At 33.0% G+C, this 26,837-nt stretch carries 26 protein-coding genes; 11 read left to right on the forward strand and 15 right to left on the reverse strand.

Annotated features, from left to right (window positions below):
• Nucleotides 1-87: 87 nt before the first annotated feature.
• The 10 genes from PHE88_09420 to PHE88_09465 form a co-directional block, all read right to left on the reverse strand.
• Entirely contained in the window at nt 88-1,647 is a 1,560-nt protein-coding gene (locus PHE88_09420) for an O-antigen ligase family protein (protein ID MDD5688034.1), read from the reverse strand.
• Nucleotides 1,641-2,252 carry a tetratricopeptide repeat protein gene (locus PHE88_09425; protein ID MDD5688035.1) on the reverse strand — a complete coding sequence of 204 codons (612 nt, stop codon included), beginning with the start codon at nt 2,250-2,252 and terminating at the stop codon, nt 1,641-1,643. The genes PHE88_09420 and PHE88_09425 overlap by 7 nt, the downstream gene beginning before the upstream one ends.
• Nucleotides 2,253-4,196 (reverse strand): type IV pilus secretin PilQ, encoded by a 1,944-nt coding sequence (gene pilQ / locus PHE88_09430; GenBank protein MDD5688036.1) that lies wholly within the window; start codon nt 4,194-4,196, stop codon nt 2,253-2,255.
• Nucleotides 4,180-4,800, reverse strand: a complete 621-nt coding sequence (locus tag PHE88_09435; GenBank protein MDD5688037.1) for a hypothetical protein — start codon at nt 4,798-4,800, stop codon at nt 4,180-4,182. The genes pilQ and PHE88_09435 overlap by 17 nt, the downstream gene beginning before the upstream one ends.
• Nucleotides 4,801-4,803: 3 nt before the next feature.
• Nucleotides 4,804-5,346, reverse strand: coding sequence for a type 4a pilus biogenesis protein PilO (gene pilO / locus PHE88_09440; protein MDD5688038.1), 543 nt, complete (start codon nt 5,344-5,346; stop codon nt 4,804-4,806).
• A 36-nt stretch (nt 5,347-5,382) separates the two neighbouring features.
• Nucleotides 5,383-5,946: a PilN domain-containing protein gene (locus PHE88_09445; protein ID MDD5688039.1), complete on the reverse strand. Its 564-nt coding sequence runs from the start codon at nt 5,944-5,946 to the stop codon at nt 5,383-5,385.
• Between the two features lie 4 nt (nt 5,947-5,950).
• Entirely contained in the window at nt 5,951-7,117 is a 1,167-nt protein-coding gene (gene pilM / locus PHE88_09450; protein ID MDD5688040.1) for a type IV pilus assembly protein PilM, read from the reverse strand.
• Nucleotides 7,118-7,288: 171 nt separating this feature from the next.
• Nucleotides 7,289-7,876, reverse strand: a complete 588-nt coding sequence (locus PHE88_09455) for a hypothetical protein (protein MDD5688041.1) — start codon at nt 7,874-7,876, stop codon at nt 7,289-7,291.
• 29 nt (nt 7,877-7,905) lie between these two features.
• Nucleotides 7,906-9,063, reverse strand: a complete 1,158-nt coding sequence (locus tag PHE88_09460; protein ID MDD5688042.1) for a DUF362 domain-containing protein — start codon at nt 9,061-9,063, stop codon at nt 7,906-7,908.
• Nucleotides 9,064-9,546, reverse strand: coding sequence for a hemerythrin domain-containing protein (locus tag PHE88_09465; protein ID MDD5688043.1), 483 nt, complete (start codon nt 9,544-9,546; stop codon nt 9,064-9,066). It abuts the gene before it with no gap.
• A gap of 106 nt (nt 9,547-9,652) precedes the next feature.
• Here PHE88_09465 and PHE88_09470 point away from each other — a divergent pair, with 106 nt between their 5' ends.
• The 11 genes from PHE88_09470 to PHE88_09520 all read left to right on the forward strand — a co-directional run bounded on the left by PHE88_09470 (nt 9,653) and on the right by PHE88_09520 (nt 22,462).
• Entirely contained in the window at nt 9,653-10,054 is a 402-nt protein-coding gene (locus PHE88_09470; GenBank protein ID MDD5688044.1) for an NUDIX domain-containing protein, read from the forward strand.
• Between the two features lie 259 nt (nt 10,055-10,313).
• Nucleotides 10,314-11,777, forward strand: a complete 1,464-nt coding sequence (gene gatB / locus PHE88_09475; GenBank protein ID MDD5688045.1) for an Asp-tRNA(Asn)/Glu-tRNA(Gln) amidotransferase subunit GatB — start codon at nt 10,314-10,316, stop codon at nt 11,775-11,777.
• 39 nt (nt 11,778-11,816) lie between these two features.
• Nucleotides 11,817-12,104: a DUF1805 domain-containing protein gene (locus tag PHE88_09480; GenBank protein ID MDD5688046.1), complete on the forward strand. Its 288-nt coding sequence runs from the start codon at nt 11,817-11,819 to the stop codon at nt 12,102-12,104.
• Between the two features lie 6 nt (nt 12,105-12,110).
• Entirely contained in the window at nt 12,111-13,478 is a 1,368-nt protein-coding gene (gene rlmD, locus PHE88_09485; protein MDD5688047.1) for a 23S rRNA (uracil(1939)-C(5))-methyltransferase RlmD, read from the forward strand.
• 111 nt (nt 13,479-13,589) lie between these two features.
• Complete coding sequence (gene mfd, locus PHE88_09490) at nt 13,590-16,571, forward strand: transcription-repair coupling factor (protein ID MDD5688048.1); 2,982 nt, start codon at nt 13,590-13,592, stop codon at nt 16,569-16,571.
• Between the two features lie 88 nt (nt 16,572-16,659).
• A complete protein-coding gene (locus PHE88_09495) occupies nt 16,660-17,586 on the forward strand; it encodes a peptidylprolyl isomerase (protein MDD5688049.1) in 927 nt (308 codons plus the stop codon).
• 107 nt (nt 17,587-17,693) lie between these two features.
• Nucleotides 17,694-18,758 (forward strand): peptidylprolyl isomerase, encoded by a 1,065-nt coding sequence (locus tag PHE88_09500; GenBank protein ID MDD5688050.1) that lies wholly within the window; start codon nt 17,694-17,696, stop codon nt 18,756-18,758.
• A 3-nt stretch (nt 18,759-18,761) separates the two neighbouring features.
• On the forward strand, nt 18,762-19,643 hold the full coding sequence (locus PHE88_09505; protein MDD5688051.1) for a 4-hydroxythreonine-4-phosphate dehydrogenase PdxA: 882 nt from the start codon (nt 18,762-18,764) through the stop codon (nt 19,641-19,643).
• Nucleotides 19,644-19,855: 212 nt separating this feature from the next.
• A complete protein-coding gene (locus PHE88_09510; protein ID MDD5688052.1) occupies nt 19,856-20,449 on the forward strand; it encodes an HNH endonuclease in 594 nt (197 codons plus the stop codon).
• Nucleotides 20,446-21,225: a 16S rRNA (adenine(1518)-N(6)/adenine(1519)-N(6))-dimethyltransferase RsmA gene (rsmA, locus tag PHE88_09515; GenBank protein ID MDD5688053.1), complete on the forward strand. Its 780-nt coding sequence runs from the start codon at nt 20,446-20,448 to the stop codon at nt 21,223-21,225. Before PHE88_09510 ends, rsmA begins: the two co-directional genes overlap by 4 nt.
• Nucleotides 21,200-22,462: a hypothetical protein gene (locus PHE88_09520; GenBank protein MDD5688054.1), complete on the forward strand. Its 1,263-nt coding sequence runs from the start codon at nt 21,200-21,202 to the stop codon at nt 22,460-22,462. Before rsmA ends, PHE88_09520 begins: the two co-directional genes overlap by 26 nt.
• Nucleotides 22,463-22,676: 214 nt before the next feature.
• Here PHE88_09520 and PHE88_09525 read toward each other — a convergent pair whose 3' ends face one another.
• From PHE88_09525 to PHE88_09545, 5 genes are all read right to left on the reverse strand, one after another.
• Nucleotides 22,677-23,432 carry a prepilin peptidase gene (locus PHE88_09525; GenBank protein ID MDD5688055.1) on the reverse strand — a complete coding sequence of 252 codons (756 nt, stop codon included), beginning with the start codon at nt 23,430-23,432 and terminating at the stop codon, nt 22,677-22,679.
• Nucleotides 23,426-23,836, reverse strand: coding sequence for a type II secretion system protein (locus PHE88_09530; GenBank protein ID MDD5688056.1), 411 nt, complete (start codon nt 23,834-23,836; stop codon nt 23,426-23,428). The genes PHE88_09525 and PHE88_09530 overlap by 7 nt, the downstream gene beginning before the upstream one ends.
• Before the next feature lie 88 nt (nt 23,837-23,924).
• Nucleotides 23,925-24,392 (reverse strand): prepilin-type N-terminal cleavage/methylation domain-containing protein, encoded by a 468-nt coding sequence (locus PHE88_09535; GenBank protein MDD5688057.1) that lies wholly within the window; start codon nt 24,390-24,392, stop codon nt 23,925-23,927.
• A gap of 164 nt (nt 24,393-24,556) precedes the next feature.
• Nucleotides 24,557-25,783 carry a type II secretion system F family protein gene (locus tag PHE88_09540; GenBank protein ID MDD5688058.1) on the reverse strand — a complete coding sequence of 409 codons (1,227 nt, stop codon included), beginning with the start codon at nt 25,781-25,783 and terminating at the stop codon, nt 24,557-24,559.
• 173 nt (nt 25,784-25,956) lie between these two features.
• The coding region (locus tag PHE88_09545) for a PilT/PilU family type 4a pilus ATPase (protein MDD5688059.1) at nt 25,957-26,837 on the reverse strand (881 nt) is incomplete at its 5' end.

The following is a 26,837-nucleotide window of genomic DNA, read 5'->3' on the forward strand; positions in this document are numbered from 1 at the left end:
AGGTATCGGATCTTTCAAACCATTAAAAAAAGGAGACAGTAGAAAAACAGATAATAAGGAATATTTGATGAAACGCATATAATCGCTTTAATATATTCTTTTTAGCATATTATAATAATTTTTTTCATTATAAAAAGGAATTGGCGATGATTTGTATGCCTTTTTCATCCAATAAAGTGCATTTTTTATATCACCCTTTCTATAATAAATATTGTATAAATCAAAATAAAACTGACTGTTGTTTTTCTGTAATTTTATTGCTTTTTTCAATTCAATTTCTGCTTCATCTAAATATGTTTGATATTGACTAATTTCATAATATTGCTGATAAACGCTTGATAGATAATAATATGTTTGAGAATTATTATTATCATATTGTAATGCTTTTTCTAAATGCATTTGTGCAACACCATATTCCTTTTTGTCAAAATGGTACTTTCCTATTGCGGTCTCTCTATTTCCCAAAAATATATTTATAGATAAGCATAGTATCGCTATAATTACAAAACAAGAAATCCATTTTAAAATTATTTCTTGGTTTCCTGAAATTGGAATAATAGATTTTTCATCGTTCTTTGATACAAACCCCAGCAATACCCAAAAGAAAAGAGCATTTGCAGAAATTAATAAAGCATAATCAAAAAGCCCATGAAATAACATTGTAACAATTGCTATAAAAAACGGAATATTTTCTATTGTTCTTTTTTGTTTGAACAATTTCAAAAAAAACCACACAAACATAGAAAACCCGATAATTCCGACTTCTGCGGCAATCTGTAAAAAATAGTTATGTGCATAAGTTGAATTAAGACCACTCAATTTATATTTCTGATACGCATCTGCAAATGCTCCTATACCAATACCTGTAATTGGTTTTGATAATATCATCTTTACTGCTGCTAACCACCATAAAACGCGATTAAAAGATTCGGGTTCAAGAATTTTTATTATAAAAAAACATAGAAATATTATACCTGCTAAAAAGATATATTTCTTAGGTATATAAATTATTTTAAGATACCAATAAACCATAATTCCAAAAATCAATGATAGAAAGGCAGAAACTGAACCTGTTAACAAAAGAGCTACTATCAAAATAAACACTAAACCAATATGAATATTTTTCTTACAAATAATATTCATATTATTACAGACAAATATTTGCTTATTTTCTCTTGAAAAAGCAAAACCCATGTTTAGACATATAATTCCTACTAGATATCCAGCAAATATATTTGGATTATTCATAAGAGAAGATATGTTCCCGCCAAAGAAGATTTTCTGATAAAATCCATAAAAAGATAAAAATATTCCACTTATCAAAACTGGTATCAAAATATATTTTTTATCGACACTTCTCGCTAAATAAAATATTGCCATATAATTTAAAATATTAAGAAATCCATTCTTTGATTCATAAATATTTATTGAATTAAAAACTGATATTAGGCAGAAAAATAAAAATAGAAATAATGGAAAATAGAGAGAAGTATTAGAAGGCAGTTTAACTTCTTTTTTTGAAAATATTAAAATCAAAAATGTGATAAGTGTTAGAAGATGAATTATAGTTTGAGCCCACAAATCCCATGAGGCGTGAAATAACGGTGAAATAATCAAAATTATAGTTAAAAACGATTTAATTACCACTGTTTGCTCTTGGATGGCTTTTTGGCGGTTAAAAATTTATAGATAAGGTAGATAATCAATATTAATATTCCGAGTGACTGTAACATTTTTAACTTGGGTATCATTGTCCCCAAAAGCAAAGGAATTATTCCTACAAAAGGAAAAATATAATCAAGAAATATTTTCGCACAACCTTTTTTCTCACTCCCGCCTTTCACGTTTGGCGGAATACTAACAAGTGAAATAGTTGTTAACCTTTTTACAGAATCAAGGAGTATCTGATTGTCGGGGTCTTTTTTAAGTTTTTCTTTATATTGTTTTACAAGTTCATCAATACGGGATTGCTTAATACCAAGAGATATTATTGAATTATGTGCTTCCGGATTATTTGGTTCTTTTGTTAATACTTTTTGGTAGGTATTTTGTGCAAGAATATAAAAAGCAGTTTCTTTCTCTCTGTCACCTTTAATTTCGTAGATTTGGCCAAGTTTAAGAAGTACTTCAGTGTTTTCCGGTTCTATTTTTAGCGCTTTTTGGTATTCCGAAATTGCAGAATTAAGATTATTTTCCTTCTTATAAATTTCCCCTTGTTTTATGTGATTGATAACATCTTCATTAGTGGACATTTATTGTTTCATTATGTACGGAGTCACAAATATCATAAGTTCGGTTTTTTGATTGTCATTATGATAATTCTTGAAAAAATAACCCAAAACCGGCAAATCACCGAGAATCGGTATCTGGGATGCATCTTTTCTCTCGCTGTCAGTTATCAAACCGCCAATAACAACAGTTTCACCATCTTTAACTAATACTGTCGTTTCTGCTTCTTTTGTTGTAGTTTCAGGACCAATTGCTGAAATCCTTGTTACATTAGAAACAGTAGGTTTTACTTTCATTGTTATTCTGCCATCAGCATTAATCGTAGGTGTAACTGTAAGCTGAATACCAACAGTCATAAAAGCAGTTGATTGGGTTGAAACACCTCCTGCTGCTATTGATGTTTGTGTATACGGTATTTGACCACCAACAACGATTTTTGCTTCTAAATTATTAAGAGTAGCAATTCTTGGTTGTGAAAGTATTTTTGCTTTTCCTTTTGATTCTGCTGCTGATAACCGCGCTGTCAAAAGTAAATCGCTTTTCAAGTATCCAAAAGTAAATGCACCAACTGTACTCTGTGCGGGCGCAGCAACACCGACACCTCCGCCAAGCGGTCCTGTTGGTTCCCTCATACCATCCGGTGTGGCACCGTAATCAACAGCATTTCCTACTGAAGTACCTATACCCGCTTTATCACCACCGCCAACATTTCCAGCTGCCAGGTTCCACTCAATACCTAAATCCTTGGTATCTCCTACGGTTATTTCAACAATTTTTGCTTCAATTACAACTTGTTCAGGTCTTACATCTAATTTACCTATTAGAGCAGAAGTCGCTAAAAGCCCTTCCGGTGTTGAGGTGACTATTATACTATTTGTTCTTTCATCGTTTTGTATACTTAATTTTTGTCCTTCAGCATTAATAATAGCGATAATTTTAGCACCTATGTCTGAAGCTTTTGCATAACTTAACCTGAAAACTTGCGTTACTTGTACCGAATCCGCTCTTTCTTTGGTAAGCGTGGCAGGTGTCATAATACGAAGCACATTTGTTCCGACCTGTTGAAGAACCAATCCTTTCATCTGAAGTATGATATTCATCGCTTCATTAAAAGGAACTTTTTCGAGATGAAGTGTAAGTGAACCAGATACATCGTCACTACAAATTATGTTCATACCTGTTTTTACAGCTAATATCTGAAGAACATCTTTTATATCTGCATCATTAAAATCAAGCGTTACAAGATCTCTTGAAAACTCACTAGTTTTCATTCGTTGTGCTGTATTGAATACCTTTTTATTTTGAACCGGCTGCTTTTCTTTTACTACCTGAGATTTTTTGATTGTAGCACTGGATTGAGGGCTTTTCTTTGTTTCTGCTTCTTGTGTTTCTGCTGCTACGGGCGGAGTAGCAACTGTTTCGGTAGATGTATTAACAGTACCTTCTGCACCCACTTTTGGTTCTTCTGTTTTTTCAGGAGCATTAGCAGCCGGCGGTTTATTCGCAGTAACAGCAGATGCAGTCTTTTTAACTTTTAATCGTGGTTTTACCGCTTGTTTTGCTTTAACGATACTTATGGTTATCTCGTCATTTGTTGATTTTGTTGAATAACTAATAGATTTACTCAATTCTGCTACGATTCTTACTTTTTTAACAGGTGTTTCTTTATATTGTCCGCCTCGTATTTCTTTTATAAACTGTGAATCTAATTTTAATTCTTTCTTATCAGTTGTATATTCACAATTATTCAGTTCTATAATCAAACGATTAGGTTCTGTTAAACGAATTACGTTATATTTTGTCTTTGAAGAAACAAAAATTGAAATCGTGTCACTATTTACATCAGATTTTACAGTAATATCTTTAACTTCTGAAGCAAAAGAAGCAGTAATAACAAGCATAAAACACGCGACACAAAAAATTGAAAATTTAGCTGCTAAATTTAATAGTTTACTTTTTATCTGCATTTTTATCCTCCCCGGTCTTTTTTAGTTTTAATTCAATTTTCATATCATTACTGAAAAGTGTAACGGAATTTTTACCTATTGTCCCTGCAACCCCTTTGATAATTCTATGTTTTCTATCGAAAAGTTTCCCTTCTTTCAATATATATGAACTTCCGGTAGTGTCACTTATAATAGCAATACCACCTGTTTTATCATCTTTGAAAATTCCTTTAATCTGCAAAGTAGCAAGTTTTTCATTTGTTAGTATCTCAGTACCTTCGGATGATAAACCTGAAATAGAATATGCAGAAGATCCACCTCCGGGTATAAGGGGATCACGATATGCTCCTCCTTTATATGTATATTTTTTTGGAGGTACCGGAGGGACATATTCAGGAATCTTAGGTTTAGGTCTTGGTGTTACTTGCTGGGAAGCATCTATTTTGTCAGACGATTTTTTTCCACATGCAATGAAGAAACAAATAAAAAATAAAAATGTTAAATTAAAAGCTAACATTATTATTCTTTTAGCAGATAACATTCCCTGAGATTTACTCTGCAGCCGAATACCCTTAAAACAACCTACCTCATTTTTTTTAATTTTTAATTTTATTTTTTTAATCATAATCTATTTAGCCATATATGTTACGAGCTTCAAAGATGCAGACATGGAATCCGGAGATTCCTTAGACGGCACCTTAGGAGTTAAAACAACATCATATGTATTTATTACACGTTCATATTGCCCTATCTCGGCAAGAAAATTAGCAAGATTATGATAACTTCCTGTTAATTGTAACGTTATCGGTATTTCAGAAAAATAAGGTTTTGGCATTTCTTTGCCAGGAACAAAACTCTGTACACTCAATCTATATTTTTCCAAACTTCTCGTTATGTCTCTGATAAGTTTTGGAAGTTCTTTTGATTTCGGAAGTTTTTTCTCCATTTCCCGTGCCTCAATTTCAAGAATCTTAAACTCAGCTTGTAGAACTTCCAGTTCCTGTGCTGCTTGACGGGTTGCTTCAAGTTGCGATTGTTTTTGTGATAGCTCTTCCTGCAATTTGGTAATCTCGCTTGTTATGGGTTTATAAAGATACTTCCAATATACCCAAAAACCGGCAATAATCAGAACTCCTATAACAGCTTTTTCTTGATTATTTAATTTTTTCATAATAATTAAAAATACAAATTATACTTACTCATTATTTTACTTCCATTCCTGATTAATATAGTTTACATTTATTGAAAACTGCTTTAAACTAGCTCCTTTGTCACTGGCTGCTGATGTTATTCCGCTTATTTCAGGATTCTTAAATATTTGTGAGTCTTCCAATGCCTGTAATAAATCCGCAATAATATAATTATCATAAGCAGTCGCATTAAAAGTCAATAATGTTGATGGATCTCCGGTTTTTGTATTAAGATTTAGGAGCCATGTTCCTGCAGGTAGTATTTTTACAACATCTTCCATTAATATAGGATAAACAAGCCGTGTTTTAATAAGTCCCTCAAGAGCGGTTTTTTTGGTATTAAGCGCATCTTTTTGTGCTTTTAACCGCGCAATCTGGTCAATAGTAGTTTGCAGTTGTGCAAGTTCATTTTGTACTGCTTCAATTTCTCTCTTAAGTGCAATTCGTTTCTTTACTTTTAAAGTATAACTATATCCTAGGACAATTATTAATAAAGCTATACAGGATACCGCCAAAATTGTTAATTCAGGATAGTCTTCCTTTATTATAGCTTCTTTGGGAATTAAATTTATTTTCGTCATAATATTACTTTACATCGCCTCTTCTTCTGGTTGCAAGCCCTACCGCTACCGCATATTGTGAAAATCTTTTAACATCACCGGATGAAAGAATAGCTTCATCTGCTATCTTTGAAAATGGATTTAATATTTCAACAGGCAAATGGATCTGAGATTCAATATACTTATCGAGCCCTTTGAGAAGTCCGCCTGCACCGCACAAAAATACTTTATTTATTTGTTTTTCTGTTGTTGCTTGAGTTTGATAAAAATCAATTGAACGTTGACATTCTGCAACTAGTTCCCTTGCCGGCGAAATAAAAATTGTTGAAAGTTGTAATGCTTCATCATTACCTTGTGAGAGTGCCGCTTCTTTTTCCTCCGGTGTCACAAGAATCCCAAACTTCATTTTCTTTTCTTCTGCCTGTTTCCAGTCAATCTGAAGATTCCGTTGAACCGCTTTTGTAAAACTTAACGATGCCGTGAAAACATCCCTTACTACTCTTGAAGTACCATCTTCAACTATGCTGATGTTAGTTGTTGTAGTCCCGCAGTTTATCACAAGACAAACATTTTTAAGTTCTCCCTCTGTTGCATTTATGTCAAGTGCATTTTCAAGAGCAAAAGAATCAACATCAACCACAACCGGTCTCAGTCCGGCTTCAAGCAGAATCTCAATTTTATTTTGTATAACTTCTTTTTTAGCAGCGACAAGGATTGTTTCCATTTTCTGAGAACCGTCTTCTATCACGTCACCTAATATCTGAAAACTTATATTTACATCTTGAATTGGAAACGGAATGAACGGTTCGGCTTCAAATTGAATTGTCTTTGAAAGTTGTTCAGGGGTTAGTTTAGGAAATTTTACATATCTTACAATTACCGAGTTGCCGGATACTGAAGTTGCTGCATCTTTTACGGTAATCTTCTGCTCGGCTATAATTTTTTTTATTGCTTCAATTGCAAACTGTTTTTTCTCCAACGGGGTAACTTCCGCCGAGTCAGGATTGGTTGCAATTGCAGATGCATATTTTTCAAGAGACCATTTTCCGCCTACCTGTTTTAACTGTACAACTTTTACGGAATAATTTCCGACATCCACTCCGACAATTTGCTTTGTCTTAGAAAAAGGAATAGGAAGTTTTATTTTTTTAAGTTTTTCTGTTATACCTTTTAATTGTATCGGTAATTCCATAGTGTTATTATTATAAAGTATTTTACAGGTTTTGTCAAGTCTTTTTTTTAATTTTGTATTTTTTTTTACTTGGGGTATGCATAAATAGTATTTTATGCATAGAATGCTATTTCAGTCCTTAGAAGATATTTACTATTAATATTTTCATAATATTTACATCTACACTAATAGTTATATTTTAAAACTTACAGGTGAAACTGCGGAAAAATTAGATATGTCTTCAATTTTTGAAACAATTAAATTCTTATCTTCCTTCGTTATTGTCTCTTTTTCTTTCAAAATTTTCAATACTTCATTTAAATGAGCTCTGGCTTCTTCGTGAAACTGCTCGGATACAAGCAGCCTGGTTCTAAGATTTGATACCATAGCATTTAATGCATCGGATAATTCCTTAAACTCGTCGTTTTTCCTTAAGCGAAACTGTTTAGTGAGATCCCCTTCGGAAATCATAATTAATAAATCTTTTTCAAGTCTGTAAATTGGTCCTGTAACTCTATGAGAAAAATAAATTGTTATACCGGCAGCAAGCACCATAAAAACAAAAGATTTAACAATAAAAACAACATAAAAAGCAGTAAGATTCCGACTGATTTCATCAGCAATAAAAGCTTTTGTAAATATGGTTTTTATTGCATAATAAAAATCTCTTCCCATTATAACAATCATAACAAACAATAAACCCATTATAATTGCAGTATATTTTATTTGAACTCTCTTGTTAATTAAAATCTTTTTTCTTTGTATTATTTTATTATCCATAAATAAATAGCCCCCAAGGCGGAATATATTTATATCTTAAATTTTTTAATTTTTCTTAAAAATAAAAAAAACCTTACAAGCAAAGAATATTTTATTTGCACAGCATCCTGAGGGCAGAGCTCGTTACAGCAAAGGCACAAAATACATTTAGTTTTATCAACTTCCGGTATTATTTTTAAATTAATTGCTTTTACCGGACAAGTATTTATACAGACCATACATTTTGTACATTTGTTTCCATTTACTTCAGGAACCGCTGTTATAAACTTTCCCAATACTTTTGCAAGCTGTTTTGGCATAAAATGTATATAAAAATTTGAGGGTATTTTAAAATTCTTTAATTTTACATTTTCTATCTTTTCACCAACAATACTGATTTTTTCTAAACTATTATTACCAAGTCCAAGTTCAAAGGCAGAATTTAAATAAAATATTTTTTTAGGATTAAATCCTGCTATTTCACTCATTACAGTATCCATAGCAACTGCATCATCGGCAGCCATTATCAGCCCAATTTTTTTTATTTTACCGGAAGAAGGACCGTTACCTTCCATTCCGACAACAGCGTCCATGATTGAAAGTTTTGGTTTTACTATAGCTAAAATATCAACAATAATTTCCGAAAAATCTTCAGGATGCGGAGCGAATTTATGATACATTGATTTTCTTAAACCGGGTATACAACCATATAGATTCTTAACTGCACCCGTAAGAAAAACGAAATTGTGTGTTTTAAATTTAGGAACAGAAATTACACAGTCATATTCAAGACAGGGTTTTGCTATTTCCAAAACCTTTAATGTTTTGTTTTTGTGATTTTTTGAGGGGACGCATACTGTTCCTGTTCTTTCAAAAAATAGCATCGGACATTTTTCTTCTTCACAGACACTTTTTATTCCGCTCTTTTCCCAAAATCTTTCCGCTCCACCAATAACACCACCAGGACTTTCTCCTACTGAAGGAAATGCTCCTGATGCTTTCACAATTCTAATAATTGCTCTTATAACCTCAGGATGAGTAGTTACTGCTTTTTCCGGTAATTTTGCTGAAAGAATATTTGGTTTTATCAAAACCTTCTGTCCGCTTTTAAAAAATCTCCCCGTACCGCCAATATTCTTTATTGCTTCTGCTATTGCAGGTTCAACACTGCTATACGAATCGCATTTTATTATTGATACTGTTGACATTTAGATTTTTAAATATTTGAAAAACAAATCTTCGACCTTTTTGTAGTTTTCAGATGTAAAAAATTGTTTAATCAGGGGAAATAACTTGTCGTCTTCTTTTTGCGCGTGTGCCAGCAAATTTTCAATTATATCCTGCGATATTTCAATAAAATCTTTTCTGGTATCCTTTGTGAGCAATTTTGAATGTTTCTCCGCTACTTGCTTAAATATTTCTATTTTCTTTAAAATAGATTTATGTTCTCCTTCAATTTCAAACAAAATTTTTTGTTCACCTTTTGGAAGAACTTTTTTTGCCACGGGAAATAAAATATTTTCTTCAATATGAAAATGTACTTTTATTTCTTTTTCAAAAAAATCAGAAACCTTCGAAACATTATCCCACACAAAAGCGTCCGAATCAATCATTTTAACAATCTTATCTAACAAATCCAATCTTTCTTTTACCAAAACATGTCCTACAATTAACTTTTCAATCACATCCATATAATATCCTCATACCGGCAACAACTTGACCTATTTGTATAATATTATAAAATTGACTGAACAAAGTCAATTGATTTAACTAAATTAATTTTGTATAATTCTACAAATGAAAGAATTTGCAGCAGGCGGTATAACAATAAGAAACAAAAATGTTTTAATTGTAAAAGTTATTAATTTACAAGATAAAGTCGTTTGGACATTCCCAAAAGGACGTATCGAAAAGGGTGAAACAACCAAAACTACTGCATTACGGGAAGTAGAAGAAGAAACCGGCTATGCTTGTAAAATAATTAAACCGATTGGAAATGTAAAATATGATTTTATGCGGCAACATAAAATCATAAATAAAAAAGTTAAATGGTTCTTAATGACTCCTTTAAAAAAAACAGGTCAACACGATTCTGAAATTCTATTAATCCGATGGATAAACATAAATAAAGTAAAAAAATATTTAACATATCCAACTGACTTAAAAGTATTAGAAAAGGTCGCCCGTGAGTTAAAATAAAAATGTTCTAAAGTTATTCTGTTCTTAAATGTACTTCTGTTCTAATGTTCTAATGTCTTCCTATAGTTATACATAAATAACACAAGAACTCAAGAACATAAGTTAATGCTCGGAGTTCGGACCCACTGGACCGAACGAGTTAATGCTCGGAGTTCGGACCCACTGGACCGAACGAGAACATAATCCCTAAGCATTAAGGGAAACATAATCCCGAAGAATTGAGGGAAACCATAGAACGCTTTAGTGTTATGAGGTAATTATGTCAAATTATGAAACAGTTATCGGACTTGAGGTTCATGTTCATCTAAAAACGAAATCAAAACTTTTTTGCGGATGTTCAACTGAATTTGGCAGTGAGCCGAATTCAAATGTTTGCCCTGTATGTACCGGGCAACCCGGCGTTCTTCCGGTTTTAAATAAAAAAGCCGTTGAATTTGCTATTCTTACCGGACTTGCAACCGATTGTAAAATTGCAAAACATTCTATTTTTGCCAGAAAAAATTATTTCTATCCTGATTTACCGAAAAATTACCAAATATCACAATATGAACTTCCACTCTGTGAAAAAGGGGTTTTAGAAATAGTAATTAATGATAAAACTAAACCTATAGGAATAACAAGAATCCATCTTGAAGAAGACGCCGGAAAACTTTTACATTCTATCGGTTCCCAGGAACTGAATTATTCCCTGGTTGATTTAAACAGAACAGGAATTCCTCTCCTGGAAATAGTATCAGAACCGGAAATTTCTTCTCCTGAAGAAGCATATCAGTATCTTACCAATTTAAAAACAATTTTAAAATATCAAGGAGTTTCTGATTGTGACATGGAGAAGGGTTCTTTAAGATGCGATGCTAATATTTCTATTCGTCCTGCCGGAGATAAAAAACTTGGAGTAAAAGTAGAACTTAAAAACATGAATTCTTTCAAAGCAATCCGCGATGCACTAAATTATGAAATTGAAAGACAAAACAATGCAGTGAAGATGAATGAAAAAATTATTCAAGATACACGGCTCTGGGATGAAGAATCCGGTACTACTATTTCTATGCGTTCTAAAGAACAAGCCCATGACTACCGGTATTTTCCTGAACCTGACCTGGTACCGATTGAAGTTGGTGAAAAACTTCTTGAAGAAATTAGAAAAAATTTAGTTGAACTTCCAAAAATCCGCAAAAAAAGATTTATGGACAAACTGGGACTTTCGGAATATGATGCCGGTGTTCTGACTTCTGAGAAAGCTCTTGCAGATTATTTTGAAAATTGTCTTAACTACTTTCCTCTTCCCACGTCCAACATCCAGCTGATTGCGAAGCAACTAGCCAACTGGATTACTACTGAATTACTGGGTAAACTTAACTCTGAAAATAAAGATATTGATTCCTCCCCTATTTCTTCAGAAAATCTCGCTGAAATGATAAAACTTATTTCAAGTGGTACTATTTCCGGTAAAATTGCAAAGACAGTTTTCGAGCAGATGTTTAATACCGGCAGAAATGCTTCGGAAATAGTTAAAGCACAAGGACTAATCCAGATTTCCGATGAGAAGGAAATTGAAAAACTTGTTAATGAAACAATTGCTGAAAATCAAAAAGCTGTTGCTGAATACAAATCCGGTAAACAGCAGGCAATTGGAGCTCTTGTCGGTGCAATAATGAAAAAATCTAAAGGTAAAGCCAACCCGAAATTAGTTAACGAACTGCTGAAAAATAAATTAAAATGATTTGTATATTAATAATTTGTATTTTAAAAAGAGGAATTTATGAAAAGTGTTGAAGTTAAAATCGGCAATAAGAAAGCTACGGGTATTGAAATTCCATTTCAGAACGCAGTACTGGTTTTTGTCCAGGCAGACAAAGGTTTTGTTATGTGCGGGTATTTAAATATGGAGACCGCAGAAAAACTGGATGATGCAGCATGTATGGTAAGAGGTGTAAAAACCGTAGATGACCTATTAGTAGCAAAAGTAGTTGCGTTGACTTCAAAAGCAAAGGATTTTGGTATAGAATTAGGAATGACTGGTAAAGAAGCTCTTGAAAATTTGATATAATTTACAATGATTACTGTCGGACAAAAGATAGATGTTGAAATTGGAAAAATTATAACTGGTGGTGATGGAATTGCCTCATATGGGAAACTTGTTGTAATGATTCCTTATTCAGTTCCTCAGGACAAGTTACTTGTTGAAATAACTGAAGTTAAAAAAAACTTTGCCCGCGCAAAAATTATATCCGTAATTTCCCCATCCCGCTATCGCACGAACCCTCAATGCCCCTATCACTTTTCGTCAAAAAATACTTATGCAACCTGTCTTCATTGCGGGGGTTGTAATCTTCAAATGATAAACTACGCAAACCAGCTTGAATTAAAAACTGCCATAGTCCAGAGTTTTTTTGATATAAAAGTTAATAAAATAATACCATCAAATAACCAGTTTAAGTACAGAAATAAAGTACAAATGCCCTTTGGAGGTCAACCGCAAAAAATTACTCTGGGATTTTTCCATCCGCAATCACACCGCATTGTTGATATTAAAAACTGTCTTTTACAGTCACAAAAAGCTAATGAAATAATTACAGAAATAAGAAATTTAGTAAATGAATATAAGATTCAACCATATAATGAAGATAAAAGAAATGGAATTATAAGACATATAATTTTGAGACAATCTTTCGCTTTTAATGAATTTATGCTTATATTTGTCTCAAAAATAAATTTTATACCTCATATTAGAGAAATAGTCGGAAGAATAACAAAAAGGTTCCCGGAAATAGTATCAGTTTATCAAAATATAAATTATGAGAAAACCAACGTTATTTTGGGTATTAAAAATTTTAATCTTTTCGGCAAAGATACTATAAAAGAAAACATAGGAAATACGATTTTTGAGATTTCCCCAACTTCATTTTTTCAAATAAATACACAGCAAACAGAAAAACTTTATGAAACTATTAAAAACTTCTGCCAGCTCAAAGGTAATGAAAATATTATTGATGTATATTCGGGAGTAGGCGGTATATCATTATACCTGGCGCCTTACTGCAGAAAAAGCACCGGGATTGAAGAGGTATCTTCCGCAGTTTCAGATGCAATAAGAAATGCAAAAATTAATAAAATAAAAAATGCTTATTTTATCAGGGGTAATGCCGATTACACTTTGAAAAAAATGAATTTTTCCCAAAACGATATAATCATATTAGATCCTCCGCGTATAGGATGTTCAGCAGAAATGCTTAATATACTATTGAAAATTCAACCGCAAAATATTATTTACACTTCATGTAATCCGGCAACGCTTGCAAGAGACATAAAAATACTTTCTCAAAAGTATAAACTTGTGGAAATTCAACCTGTAGATATGTTTCCACAAACTGCACATGTTGAATGTGTAGCAAAATTAACACTCGGGAGCAAATTTTTTTGAGACGCTCCCTTGCGGTCGCTCTAACATTTGCTCCTGTTGGGTATAGGTCGCAAATTCAGGCTCTTCAATCCCGCAAAGCGGGACTCCTTCGTTTTGGAGTATTATAGTAAAATGTTAAACTCACTTGAACTTTCCGGCGCCTTAGCTTATTCTGTTATAAAAAAACAACATTTATATAACAACATTCTTATTCTAATGAAAAATGATGAGGATGCTGATGATGTATCTCAAGATATTTTAACCATTTCAAGAATATTACGACAACCGCCGCTTAAGGTTGCTGTTTTTCCCGAAAACAATATTTACCTGGAAATGAAAACACTTTCCCAGATTATTCCGAATGAAAAAATCTGTTTATGTACAACAGCCAACATATTAGATAAAAAGATATTTTCACCTGAAAGTTTTAAAGAAGCAATAATAAAAATTAAAAAAGGTGATACAATAAATCAGGATTTTCTGGTTTCAAAACTATCAGAAAATGGCTACGAGAGAGTTGACATAGTTACAGATATCGGCGAATTTTCAATAAGGGGTGAAATTATTGATATTTGGGTAGTAACCTTTAATTTACCGGTCAGGTTCGTTTTTAATATAACCGAAATTGAAACAATAAAATATTTTGACCCGAACAATCAGCGTTCTGTATCTGAAGTTAATGAAACTGAAATAATACCTGCTAAAGAAAAAGAAGAAGTAACTATTCTTGAATATTTAAAACATGATATGGACACTGCAAATAAAAGAATAGATAATGGTGTGCATACCATGCATACTTTTACAGATTCTGATGTTGTTTCTTACTTACCTATATCAGAATTTAACGGCAACTTAGAACTTTTTAGCGAAAAATTTTATAATTGGCAAAAAGAAGATTTTGAAGTTTTCATAGTAGCTAACAATGAAGGCGAGAAGAACCATTTATCTGAAACTTTAGGGACTGACTTTAAAAATTTTATATTTATAGGACAACTCTCTTCCGGGTTCATCATTGATGATGATAAAATTGTTTTTGTTACTACAAACGAAATATTTTCCAGATATAAATCGAGAATCCGCACATCTAAATTCTTCAAAAAAATCGGGACACCGTTAGAAACTCTTTCAGATATTAAAACCGGCGATTTTGTTGTTCATGAAAAGTACGGAATAGGTATTTATGACGGTTTAAAGAAAATAACTTCCGGTGAAATTACTGCAGAATACATATCCGTCCTGTATGCTAATAATGACAAACTATTTGTTCCCATTAATGATTTTCAAAAACTGCAAAAATACTTTGGCCTTAGTAAAAAACCGCCAAAGATAAACTCACTTGACAACACCGCTTGGGAAAGAACAAGAGTTATTGCCGATGAAAATGCCAGAAAATTAGCTCAACAACTATTACAAATTTATGTTGAAAGATTTAACGTTAATAGACAACCGTTTTTAAAAGACTCACAATATGAAAAAGAGTTTGAAAATGAATTTATTTACGAAGAAACTCCTGACCAGATAAAAGCAATTAATGACGTTAAAAACGATATGACCGGTCAATTCCCTATGGAAAGGTGTATCTTCGGAGATACCGGTTTTGGTAAGACAGAAGTTGCAATGAGGGCTGCATTGAAAGCTGTTCTATCAGGTAAGCAGGTATGCCTTATGGCACCGACTACTATTCTTGTCCAACAACACGAACAAACGTTTTTAGAAAGGTTTGCTGACTGGCCTGTAAAATTAAAAACTCTTTCTAGATTTAAAACAAAAAAAGAACAAAAAGAAATTATTGAAGAATTGAAAAATGGTAAAGTTGATATAATTATCGGTACTCACCGGTTATTAAGCAAAGATATCTCTTTTAGTGATTTAGGACTTTTAATAATTGATGAAGAACACCGTTTTGGTGTTGCAGATAAAGAAAAAATAAAATCTCTCAAAAAAAATGTTGATTGTTTATACCTTACTGCAACTCCCATACCCCGTACTCTTTCAATGGCTCTTTCAGGAATAAAAAATATGTCATCAATAGAAACGCCGCCTGCCGGTAGACAATCTGTTGAGACTAATCTTTTAGAATATGATGAACAAATTATCAAAAATGCAGTTATGCATGAATTTTCCCGCGGTGGTCAGATTTTTTATATACACAATAAAATTGGAACAATAGAGAAGTGTCTATATAATTTAAAAAAAACATTTCCTTTTGTAAAATTTGATTTCTTGCACAGCAAAATGACGCCAAAAGAAATTGAAAATAAAATGTTAAGATTTTTGAAAAAAGATTTTGATTGCCTGATTTCCACCACCATTATAGAGGCAGGTCTTGATATTCCTAATGTTAATACTATTATTATTGAAGAAGCAGAAAACTTTGGATTAAGTCAACTTTATCAGTTGCGCGGCCGCGTAGGTCGGTCAAAAACGAAAGCATATTGTTATTTATTCTACAAAACGGAAGAACTTACTGAAATAGCCGAAAAACGCCTTGTTGCAATAAAAGAATTCGCTAATTTAGGGTCAGGCTTCCGTCTTGCACTGAAAGATTTGCAAATAAGAGGTGCCGGAGAGATATTAGGTAAAAAACAGCATGGTTGTGTTGATTCGATAGGTTTTGATATGTATTTAAAACTTCTTGAAAAACATTCAAACGAAATCAAGGGAATAAAAACAGAAGAAGAAATAATCCCAAAAATTGACATTTCGGTAGATGCTATTATTCCGTCAGATTATATAAACAATGAAGCATTAAGAATTGGATTTTACAAAAACATTCTGACAGCGGATAGCTTAAAAAATCTTAACGAGATTAAAATAGAAATGAAAGACCGTTTTGGCAGGGTCCCTGATGAAGTCGAAAACCTCATGGCTATAGGAGAAATACGCCTTATGGCAAAAAAACTTGCAATATTGCAGATAACATCCTCTCCTTCATCTGTTATGATTAAATTTTCTAAAAACACAACAATAGAACCCTCAAAGATTCTCTCTATATTAAAAAATAAAAAATTCAGATTTATCAAAAATGACTTAGTAGAAATATTTTTTGAGGAATCATTATCTCATAAAAAAAATATTGTTTTTATAAAAAACCTATTGCAATCTTTTAAATAATTTGGTATACTCGCCGCATGTAATATGAATCGCAGGCGTGTAACAGTTTTGAATTAATTGCTTGTTGATTTATTTAATTGGAGGTACTGTGAAAATACTAAGAAGTAATTTAAGTGCCAAAAAAACTGATTATATCAGTTTATTGTGGATTTTTGTTTTTTTGAGTTTTAGTTTCTTTCTTTTTGGTTGTTCAAACAAATCAGAGAAAGTACTGGCAAAAGTAGGCAGTGAAAAAATCACACTTTCTGAATTCCAACAGATGCTACAGAGCGCGCCTCCTAACCTTCAGGACTACTTATCAACAGATATTGGCCGCAAGCAATATTTAGACGCTTTGTTAAAAGAAAAAATGGTTCTTATTGCTGCAAAAAAGCAGGGTATCCAGAACAGACCTGCAGTAAAGAAAAATTTAGCTGAACTTGAAAAACGGTTGAAAGATAATTACATAAAGTTAAAAGACGAAACCTTAGTTGATGAGTTTGTCAAAGAAAAAACTGCCTTAGGTGATACGGAAGTCAAAGATTATTATGAAAAGCATAAGGACGATTTTGAAAATCCATCGGAACTTAAAGTAAGTCATATCCTTTTACCGACAGAAAATGATGCAAAAAATATCTTAGAACGCATTAAAAAAGGTGAGGATTTCCAAAAGCTTGCCAAAGAATTATCAATTGACAAAATGACAGCCCAAAAAGGCGGAGATTTAGGCTTTTTTGGCAAGAGGCAATATGTAAAAGAGTTTGAGGATGCTGCATATAATATTAAAAAAATCGGTGATGTTTCGGATGTAGTAAAAACCCCGCTGGGTTTCCATATAATAAAACTTACCGATAAAAAACAACTCAAAGCTAAAAAATTAGAAGAAGTTGAAACTGAAATAAAGCAAGTCATTCAAAAAGAAAAACTTGATAAATGGATGGAAGATATTTCTAAACAATATAAACCGGAAATAAACTATGAATTGCTTTCAAAGAATTTTGGACAAGAGAATAAATTAAACAACACTAGCAAATAAATGAAAGTTATAGAATTAAAACGATAAGACCCTAAAACTCTATAACCCTATAACTCAATAACGTGGTTAGTTCCTTGCTTCGCTTGAATATTGAATAAGGAGAAAAAATGAATATTGTAAGATATGCACAAAACAAAAAAGAAAATAAAGGTAGTTATTGGAGTTGGGTTTTATTTTCCCCCGTTTTATTTTATATTTTATCATTAACCTGCCTTCATGCAAGCACGATAAACAAAATAATGGCTAAGGTTAATGATGATGTTATCTTACAGGCAGACTTTGATGAAGTAATAACTCCCATGATAGAGCAAATTAAAAGTAAATATGGCGAGGAATTGAAGAAAGAAGAACTGGATAAAAAAATTGCTGAAATTAAAAAAGAATTCCTTGACCAGATGATTGATCAGAAATTGCTTCTGCAGGAAGCTAAGAAAAAAGATATTAAAGTCAGTAAAAGAGATTTGGAAAATGGTATAGAACTTATAAAGGACAGATTTAAGAAAAAGGGCGATAAAGTTCTTACCCCTGTTGAAGTAGAAGTCGAATTTAATGCTGAGATGAAAAGGCAAAACCTTACAATGGCACAGTTCCGCGATAAAGTTCGTGAAGATTTGATGATTAACAAACTACTGGACATTGAAGTAGTTTCCAAAGCAACCAAACCTACGGGCGAAGATTTAAAAACATACTTTGAGAAAAATAAAGATAAATTTGATGAACCTGAAAAAGTTTCTGTAAGGCATATACTTATTCGCTGTGAAAAGAATGCATCCATAAAAGATGAGTCTTTGGCATTAAATAAAATAAAAGAAGTGCAGCAAAAACTGAAAAAAGGCGAAGACTTCGCAAAACTCGCATCAGAATACTCTGAAGACCCCGGCAGTGCTAAAGACGGCGGTAATTTGGGTTTCATCGTAAAAGGTATGATGGTCAAAACTTTTGAGGATGTAGCGTTTAAAACGCCGGTTGGCGATATTTCCGATTATTTTAAAACAGAATTCGGTTATCATATACTAAAGATTGATAGTAAACAGGCAAAACTAAGCAGGACTTTTGAACAAGTTAAAGATAACCTCGAAAAGTATCTTATGGGTGAGCAAAACCAGGAACAATATGAAAAATATATGAAAGACCTGCGTAGTAAGTCAACTATATCCATAACTGAAAAGTAGAACATGTTCAAACCAACAATTGCTATTACCATCGGTGACCCTTCCGGAATTGGTAGTGAAATCGTAAAAAAAGCAATCTTAGACAAATCTATATTAAAAATTTGTAAACCTGTTGTTATAGATACAAATTTTCTGCCGTCACATACCAAATTGGAATTTATCCCTGGTAAACCCTCTAAAAAAAGCGACAAAGCAGCAATTTCTCTTTTAAATAAAACTATAGAATTACTAAAAAAAGGATGTATTGATGCGACAGTTACAAGTCCTGTTTCAAAATCAGCATTCGGCAGATTTAGAGGACACACAGAATTCTTTGCCGAAAATTTTGGCATAAAAGAATTTGAAATGTTAATGGTCGCTGATGATTTAAAAATACTTCTCCTGACAAGACATATCCCGTTAAAAGACGTAGCAAAAAAATTAAACATAAAAAATATCGTAAAAAGCATAAAAATTGTTTATTCTTTTATAAAAGATAAATATGATATAAAAAATCCTAGCGTAATTGTATGCGGATTAAACCCCCATTGCGGCGACAAAGGTCTTGTAGGTAATGAAGAACTAAAGATAATTATTCCGGCTATAAAAATGTTAAAAAAAGCAGGATTAAATATTTCAGGACCTGTAAATTCCGATATTGCTATTAAAAATAACAAACATGATTTAATTGTCTGTATGTATCATGACCAGGCAATGGTACCGCTTAAGCTACTAAAACCTGATAAAATAGTAAATGTAACAGTAGGACTCCCCTTTATCCGTACTTCCCCGGGTCATGGCACCGCATATAACATCGCAGGAAAAGGAATTGCTGACCCTCAATCAATGATAGAAGCGATAAAACTTGCTTGTCTGTTGACAAGAAAAAATAAAAAGGTAAAATAGTTAAAAGTATTAAATATTTCTGCTCTGTTAAGTCAGTTTAAAGTTGTCATTGCGAGAGCCGATTTGTCGGCTCGCGGCAATCTCATGAAATTGCTTCATGGAACATGTCCCGAACAAAAATTAAGATTGCTTCGTTACGCTCGCAATGACGGCAGTTTCAAAATAGCTAACTTTTACTACGGCAGGTCGGTATTCAGCGTGATGGTGTTATTATGTCAGATGTATTAGTACTAAATAAAAAATTTTATGCTATTCACATAACGACTTGGCAAAAAGCGTTTTCTTTGCTTTACATTGACCACGCTAGCGTTGTTGACGAAGAATATAATCTATATTCGTTTTCCAATTGGAAAGATATTTCCCAACACATAACAAACCATTCTTCCGGATATATTCATACGCCTTCATTCAAAATTGCCATACCTGAGGTAATTCTTTTAAAATTTTACGATGAACTCCCTCCAATGGACATAAAATTTACAAGAAAAAATATCTATGAACATTATAAATATAAATGCTGTTATTGCGGCAAGAAAAAATCAACCAGTGAACTTAACCTTGAACATGTAATCCCTGTAAGCCGCAATGGAACAACTGATTGGCTGAATGTAGTTATTTCGTGCATTCCATGCAATCTAAAGAAAGCGAATCGTACTCCTCAAGAAGCAGGCATGAAACTCTTAATCAAACCGTCAAAACCTGATTGGAAAGGACCTATTTCCTTATGCTATAAGTCCGGAATGAAAATTAAAGCATCCTGGCAAAAGTTTATCGATAATGTTTACTGGAACGTCGAATTGGAATGAAAACCCGCCTTGGACAGAACTTCCTTGTAGATAAAAACATAACACGTAAAATTGCAGCATCAGCAGATATTTTACCATCTGATACTATTATCGAAATAGGACCGGGAAACGGGATTCTTACAGAAGAAATAGGAAATATTTCTAAAAAAGTAATTGCAATTGAAATTGATAAAACACTTACAAATAATCTTTCCGTTAAATTTGAAAATAACAACAATATAATAATCATAAATAAAGATTTTCTTAGATGGACGCCTCCGAGAATAAAAAAATTAAAATTCGTTGCAAATCTGCCATATTATATCTCATCCGCTATTATTGGAAAAATATTACATTTGGATAATTGGGATACCGCCGTTTTAATGGTTCAAAAAGAAGTTGCAGAACGGCTTAAAGCTCTTCCCGGGACCGACGATTATGGAATCCTGTCAATAGCTTGCCAGGTCTTTTGTACGGTAGAAAAGATTTTTGACGTTTCCAATACCTGCTTTTTTCCTAAACCAAAGGTAACATCAACAGTAGTAAAACTTAAACGTTTAAGCAAACCGCTTATTAAAAAAACAAACGAAAAAAGATTCTTTAAAATAGTTAAATCGGCATTCGCTCATAGACGAAAAACTATATTAAACTCCCTTTCTATGGAACTTGATATAAACAAAACTATAATACAAAAGAAACTTTTAGAAGCGAATATATCACCTTTTTGTCGCGCAGAAACAGTATCAATAGCCAGTTTTATAAAATTAACTAATGTTTTATCTATTCCAAAAAAATAAATTAGTTCTTATTATTTTATTTTTTTCTTATCTTTTATTTTTACCTCCAACTTCTGATGATAATGAAAGAAGCCGTCTTGCATTGACATATTCAATAGTTGATACCCATACCTTTAACATTGATAAATATGAAAAACTTACAATTGATAAGGCATACAAAGACGGTCATTATTATACCGATAAAGCACCCGGTATCTCGTTGCTTGCTGTACCCGTTTATGCTGTCTTGAGGATTTTTAACTTTCCCCCTGCACCAAAACCCGCATATAGATATATTTTTGCGGTTTTGTTTTCAGCAATACCCACTATAATCCTTGTATTTTATATTTATAAGTTTCTACTTTCGATTACAATAGAAGAAAAAACTGCAAAACTAATTTTAATCGCATATTCACTTGCAACAATTGCTTTCCCTTTTTCACTTGTATTTTATCCATATCAAATTGTCTCATTATATTTATTTATTTCATTTTTTCTGATTTTTAACAAAAACAATTACTTTTATTCAGGTTTATTATGTGGATTAGCAATTATTTCAGATTATACCGTCATTCCGGTATTTTTATATTTTACAGTTTATATTTATTGTACAAACAAAAAGTCAATTGGAAAATATCTTACTGGCATAATTCCATCTTTACTGATTTTAGGTATTTACAACAAATTGTGTTTTGGAAATCCGTTCCTTATCGGTTATAATTACGAATCTGTCTCACAATTTAGAAGTGAAATGTCAAAAGGACTATTTGGGATAACAACCTTTAATTTTAATAATTTTTTTAAAATAACTATTAGTTCATATAGAGGTCTGTTTTTCTACTCGCCATGGTTGATTTTTGTTTTTTTAGGTGTTAAAACCTTTTATTCAACTTACAAAAAGGAATTTTTTCTCTTCTCGACAATTATTATTTACTTTTTTATTCTTTGTGCATCTTATTGGAATATAAATGGCGGTGAAATTATCGGTCCAAGAATACTTTTACCTATGCTTCCTTTTCTTGTTGTTTTTGCCGGTTTTGCTAAAAAGACAAGAGGGTTATATTTATTAATATTACTTTCATTTATAATCATCTTTTCTGTTGTATCGTCTGATATTCACTTACCTGAAGGCGAATATAATCCACTAATTAATTATACTATGCATATGATATTAAAAGGAGATTTTCTACGTGCTCCTTCAATAATTATTTTATATTTATTATTTTTGTTTTTTGGAGTAAAGAAATATTTAGAGTAGTGCCCCTATTTACATTTAGGTGTCATTGTGAGAAGCAAAGTGACACCTGCCCGCCAACGGTTCAGTGGTGGGAAGCAATCTCACTTCTTGAGACAGAAACTTAGATTACTTCACAAAACATGTTATTCGAAAACCGAGATTGCTTCGTTTCACTCGCAATGACAAGTAAGAAATTTGCATTGGCAAATATAAAAGGGACTTATCCGACAGTACATTAAAAATGGCTAGCGAAGAAAATAATCAGGATGCCAAGTGATATGTAGGGACCGAATGGAATAAAATCTGAGGATTTTTTTTTCTTAAAAACAATTAAAATTAGACCTGTAAAACCACCTATACAACAAGCAATAAATAATGCAGTAAAAACATTATTAATGCCTAAAAAACTCCCACCTGCAGATATAAGTTTTATGTCACCTCCGCCCATTACCTCTTTTTTATAGATTTTTGAACCAATTAGTGCCAAAAGATAAAGAAGTAATCCGCCGGAAATCGCTCCGGATAAAGAATTTAGAAAGCTATTTTTTATCCAAATCCCAGAAGTTAATACAGGATTAAAAGGACTTAAAATAAGCCCTATGATTAACAGTGAGACAGAAAAAACATCAGGTATGATTTTTAAGTGTATGTCAATAAACGAAATTACAATCAGATAAAACCCAAGCAAAACAGAAATAAAAAAAATAGTGGAAATCCCAAAACACAAATAAGATACTAAAAAATATATTCCTGTTAAAAATTCGACTACCGGATATTCAGGAGAAATAGCCGTGTGGCAATTCCTGCATTTTCCTTTAAGAAGTAAAAAACTTAATATCGGAATATTGTCTCTCCATCTGATCGGAATTAAACATTTGGGGCAATGCGAGGGAGGTTTTACAATGGATTTTCTGTAAGGAAGCCGTCTTATACAAACATTAGCAAAAGAACCAAAAAGTGACCCAAGAACAAATAATAATAATTCTACCACGCGCTTATTGTCTCTCTTTTTGTATCAGTATGTGTGCAGTTAACCCACACTTTCCCAAAATTATGTGATGTTGAATCAGGATAAACCCAGCCAGCGAATAAACTTGAGTCATCCGTTGCAGTTATTTCACCTCTTCTGTCCGGATGTCCATATGCACCTATTCTCGCTACCGGTAATTGTTCAATATATTCTGTAACAAGTTTTTCAAGTGATGGGGGATAAAATGCTTCATTTTTAGCATAATATATATTTACAATAGAACGTATAACACCGAGGTTTCCTTTTGTAGAACCTTCTTTTGCACGACGCATTAAATCGGTAAATTTAGGAACTGCAATGGTTACCAGTATACCGATAACAGTAACCACAATCATAATCTCAATAAGAGTAAAACCCTTTTTCATAATATGTATTCTATATAAAAACCTTTATTTTGTCAATAAAAAAGCCCCTGAGATAAATCAGGGACTTTTTTATTAAAAATTTAAATTATTACCATGATGTAATAGCCTGACTCTTGGTATCTGTCCTGTTGTTTACATAAACATGCATCTCACCTATGGTAGCACCTTTATACCACCATACACCTTCATTAGCACCTATACCAACTCCATCGGTGCTATTAAAGTAACATGCATTACTGTCTGCAACAGCAGCAATACCCAATTTTACTGTAGGACACTGGTCTAGATACTTTGTTAAAAATGGACCAGTTGTTGCACTGAATTCAGTAGTAAGGGCATTTTCAGCTACTCCCGGCATTGGATATGTTCCTTCCATCTCACCATAATAAATGGTAAGTGCTGAACGAAGTGCACCAAGAGAACCTTTTGTTGCTCCCTCTTTTGACTTCCTGATCAGGTCGGCGAATTTAGGAATTGCGATTGCAGCTAAAATGCCTATAATAGCGACCACGATCATGAGCTCAATAAGGGTAAAACCTTTTTTTATTTTATTCATTTTTTTTCACCTCCTTTTTTTTATAACATTCCGGCGGGTTTCCCCAACCACTTATATAATAACATATTCTCTTAATTTTGTCAAGTGTTTTCTGTGCTCGGAGTTCGGAGCCACTGCACCGAACGAGAACACGACCCCGATTTATCAGGGTATCAAAACTCATTTTATCCTGCTTTTCCTGCAAGTGCACCCATAGAGAACATAGGCATAAACATTGCAATAACAATTGCACCTATGACAATACCCATTACACATATAACAATGGGCTCTATCATAGAAGTTAACCCTTTAACAGCTACATCTACTTCCTGATCGTAAAAATCTGCGATTTTATTAAGCATTGTATCCAAATTTCCTGTTTCTTCACCTACCGAAATCATTTGAATAACCATAGGCGGGAATACTTGTGATTTTCTAAGCGGGTCTGCTATTTTTTCACCTTCCCTTATTGATTCTTTTGCCTGAAGAATTGCTCTTTCAATAATTTTATTACCTGCTGTCTGCGCAACAGTATCAAGTGCCTGCAATATGGGAACACCTGACTTAACCAGTGTCCCGAGAGTTCTCGTGAATTTTGCAACGGCAACTTTTCTTAGCATTTCACCGAACAATGGAACTTTTAAAGAAATAGCATCTATCTGAAATTTACCTTTTTCTGTTTTATAATATTGGACAAATGCAACAGCTATTCCAATTACTCCTAAAATCAAAAGTATAATATATCGTTTTAACAGATTTGATATAGCAATTAATATTTTAGTCGGGAGAGGCAGGTCAGCTCCAAAACTTGAAAATATTTCCTGAAATGTCGGGATAACGACAACAAGCAAAAACACTGTAACTGATGCCGCTATTACCGCAACTATTGAAGGATACATAAGTGCGCCTTTTACTTTCCCTTTCAAAGCATCTGCAGCTTCCAAATATGCAGATAAGCGTTCCAAAATTACATCTAAAATACCGCCGACTTCACCGGCTCTTATCATAGCAACATATAACTCCGAAAAAGCTTCCGGCTGCTTTTTCATCGCTTCTGCAATTGAAATTCCTGCTTTGATATCTTCTGCAATTTCATCAACTACTTTTTTAAATGCAGGATTTTCTATCTGCTCGGTAAGTATTGTAAGTCCCTGTACTATGGGTACACCTGCAGAAACAAGGGTGGATAGCTGCCTTGAAAAAAGAACAAGATCTTTCGCCTTGACTCTTGGTCTTAGCGGATTATATTTGTTCAACATCTCAAAAGGATTTTTTTTGGCAAGATTAATTTCTAAAACAATTACTTTTTGTCCTCTCAATTTATTGATAGCAGTTGTCTGGTCAGGTGCATCTATTGTTCCCCGTGTCGTTTCTCCTGAAGTGGTTCGTACCCTATAAGCGAATAATGGCATAGTTTAATCTCCTAATCTTCATTTTAAGATTGTTAAAAAAGACTGTAATTAGTCATTGACGGGAAGCTCTGCGACGAAGCAATCCCGATAAGTCAAGATTGCTTCGCTATCGCCTGCCGGCAGGCAGGCTCGCAATGACATTATTGAGAACTTTTTTAACAATATTATTATTTTTATATTCCTACAGTATTTTTCTGTAAAAGCCGTTTCAAATCTTCTGCATCGGATGTTATTTCCAATGCTGCTTGCTGTGTTATTTGCTTCCTTGAAATCAAATCAAAAAGGGAAGTATTCATCGTTTGCATACCATATTTTCCACCGGTTTGCATAGATAAATATATCTGCTCTGCTTTCATATCTCTAATTAAGTTTCTTACTGCTGCTGTAACCACTAATACCTCGCAAGCTAAAACCCTTCCGATACCGCCTGATTTTAACAAAAGTTGTTGTGTGAAAACCGCTTGTAAAGTAAATGAAAGTTGGCTTCTTATCTGTGATTGCTGGTGCGGCGGGAAAGAGTCTATAATCCTATTTACTGACGATGGAGCATCTGTTGTATGAAGAGTACCAAAAACAAGATGCCCGGTTTCAGCAATTGTAAGTGCTGCCGAAATTGTTTCAAGATCGCGCATTTCACCAATTAGTATTATGTCAGGGTCCTGCCTGAGAACATATTTAAGTGCGGTCGGGAAAGAATTAGTATCTGAACCTATTTCTCTTTGGTTAATAATACATTTTTTGTGCTGGTGAACATATTCAATAGGGTCTTCAATAGTCATTATATGTCCCTGTATATGTTCGTTCAAAAAATTTATCATTGATGCAAGTGTAGTTGTCTTACCACAGCCGGTGGGACCTGTAACAAGAACCAGCCCTTTTTGAAAACGCATGATATCATATACCACCGGCGGTAATCCAAGTTCCTCAAATGTAAGTATTTTTTCAGGTATTGTCCTTAAAGCAGCTGCTACTGAATTCCGCTGTCTAAAAACATTCATTCTTATCCTGCCGATACTTTTTATACCGAACGACAAATCTAATTCATTTGTCGCTT

Source organism: Elusimicrobiota bacterium, assembly GCA_028718185.1.
Classification (GTDB): domain Bacteria; phylum Elusimicrobiota; class UBA8919; order UBA8919; family UBA8919; genus JAQUMH01.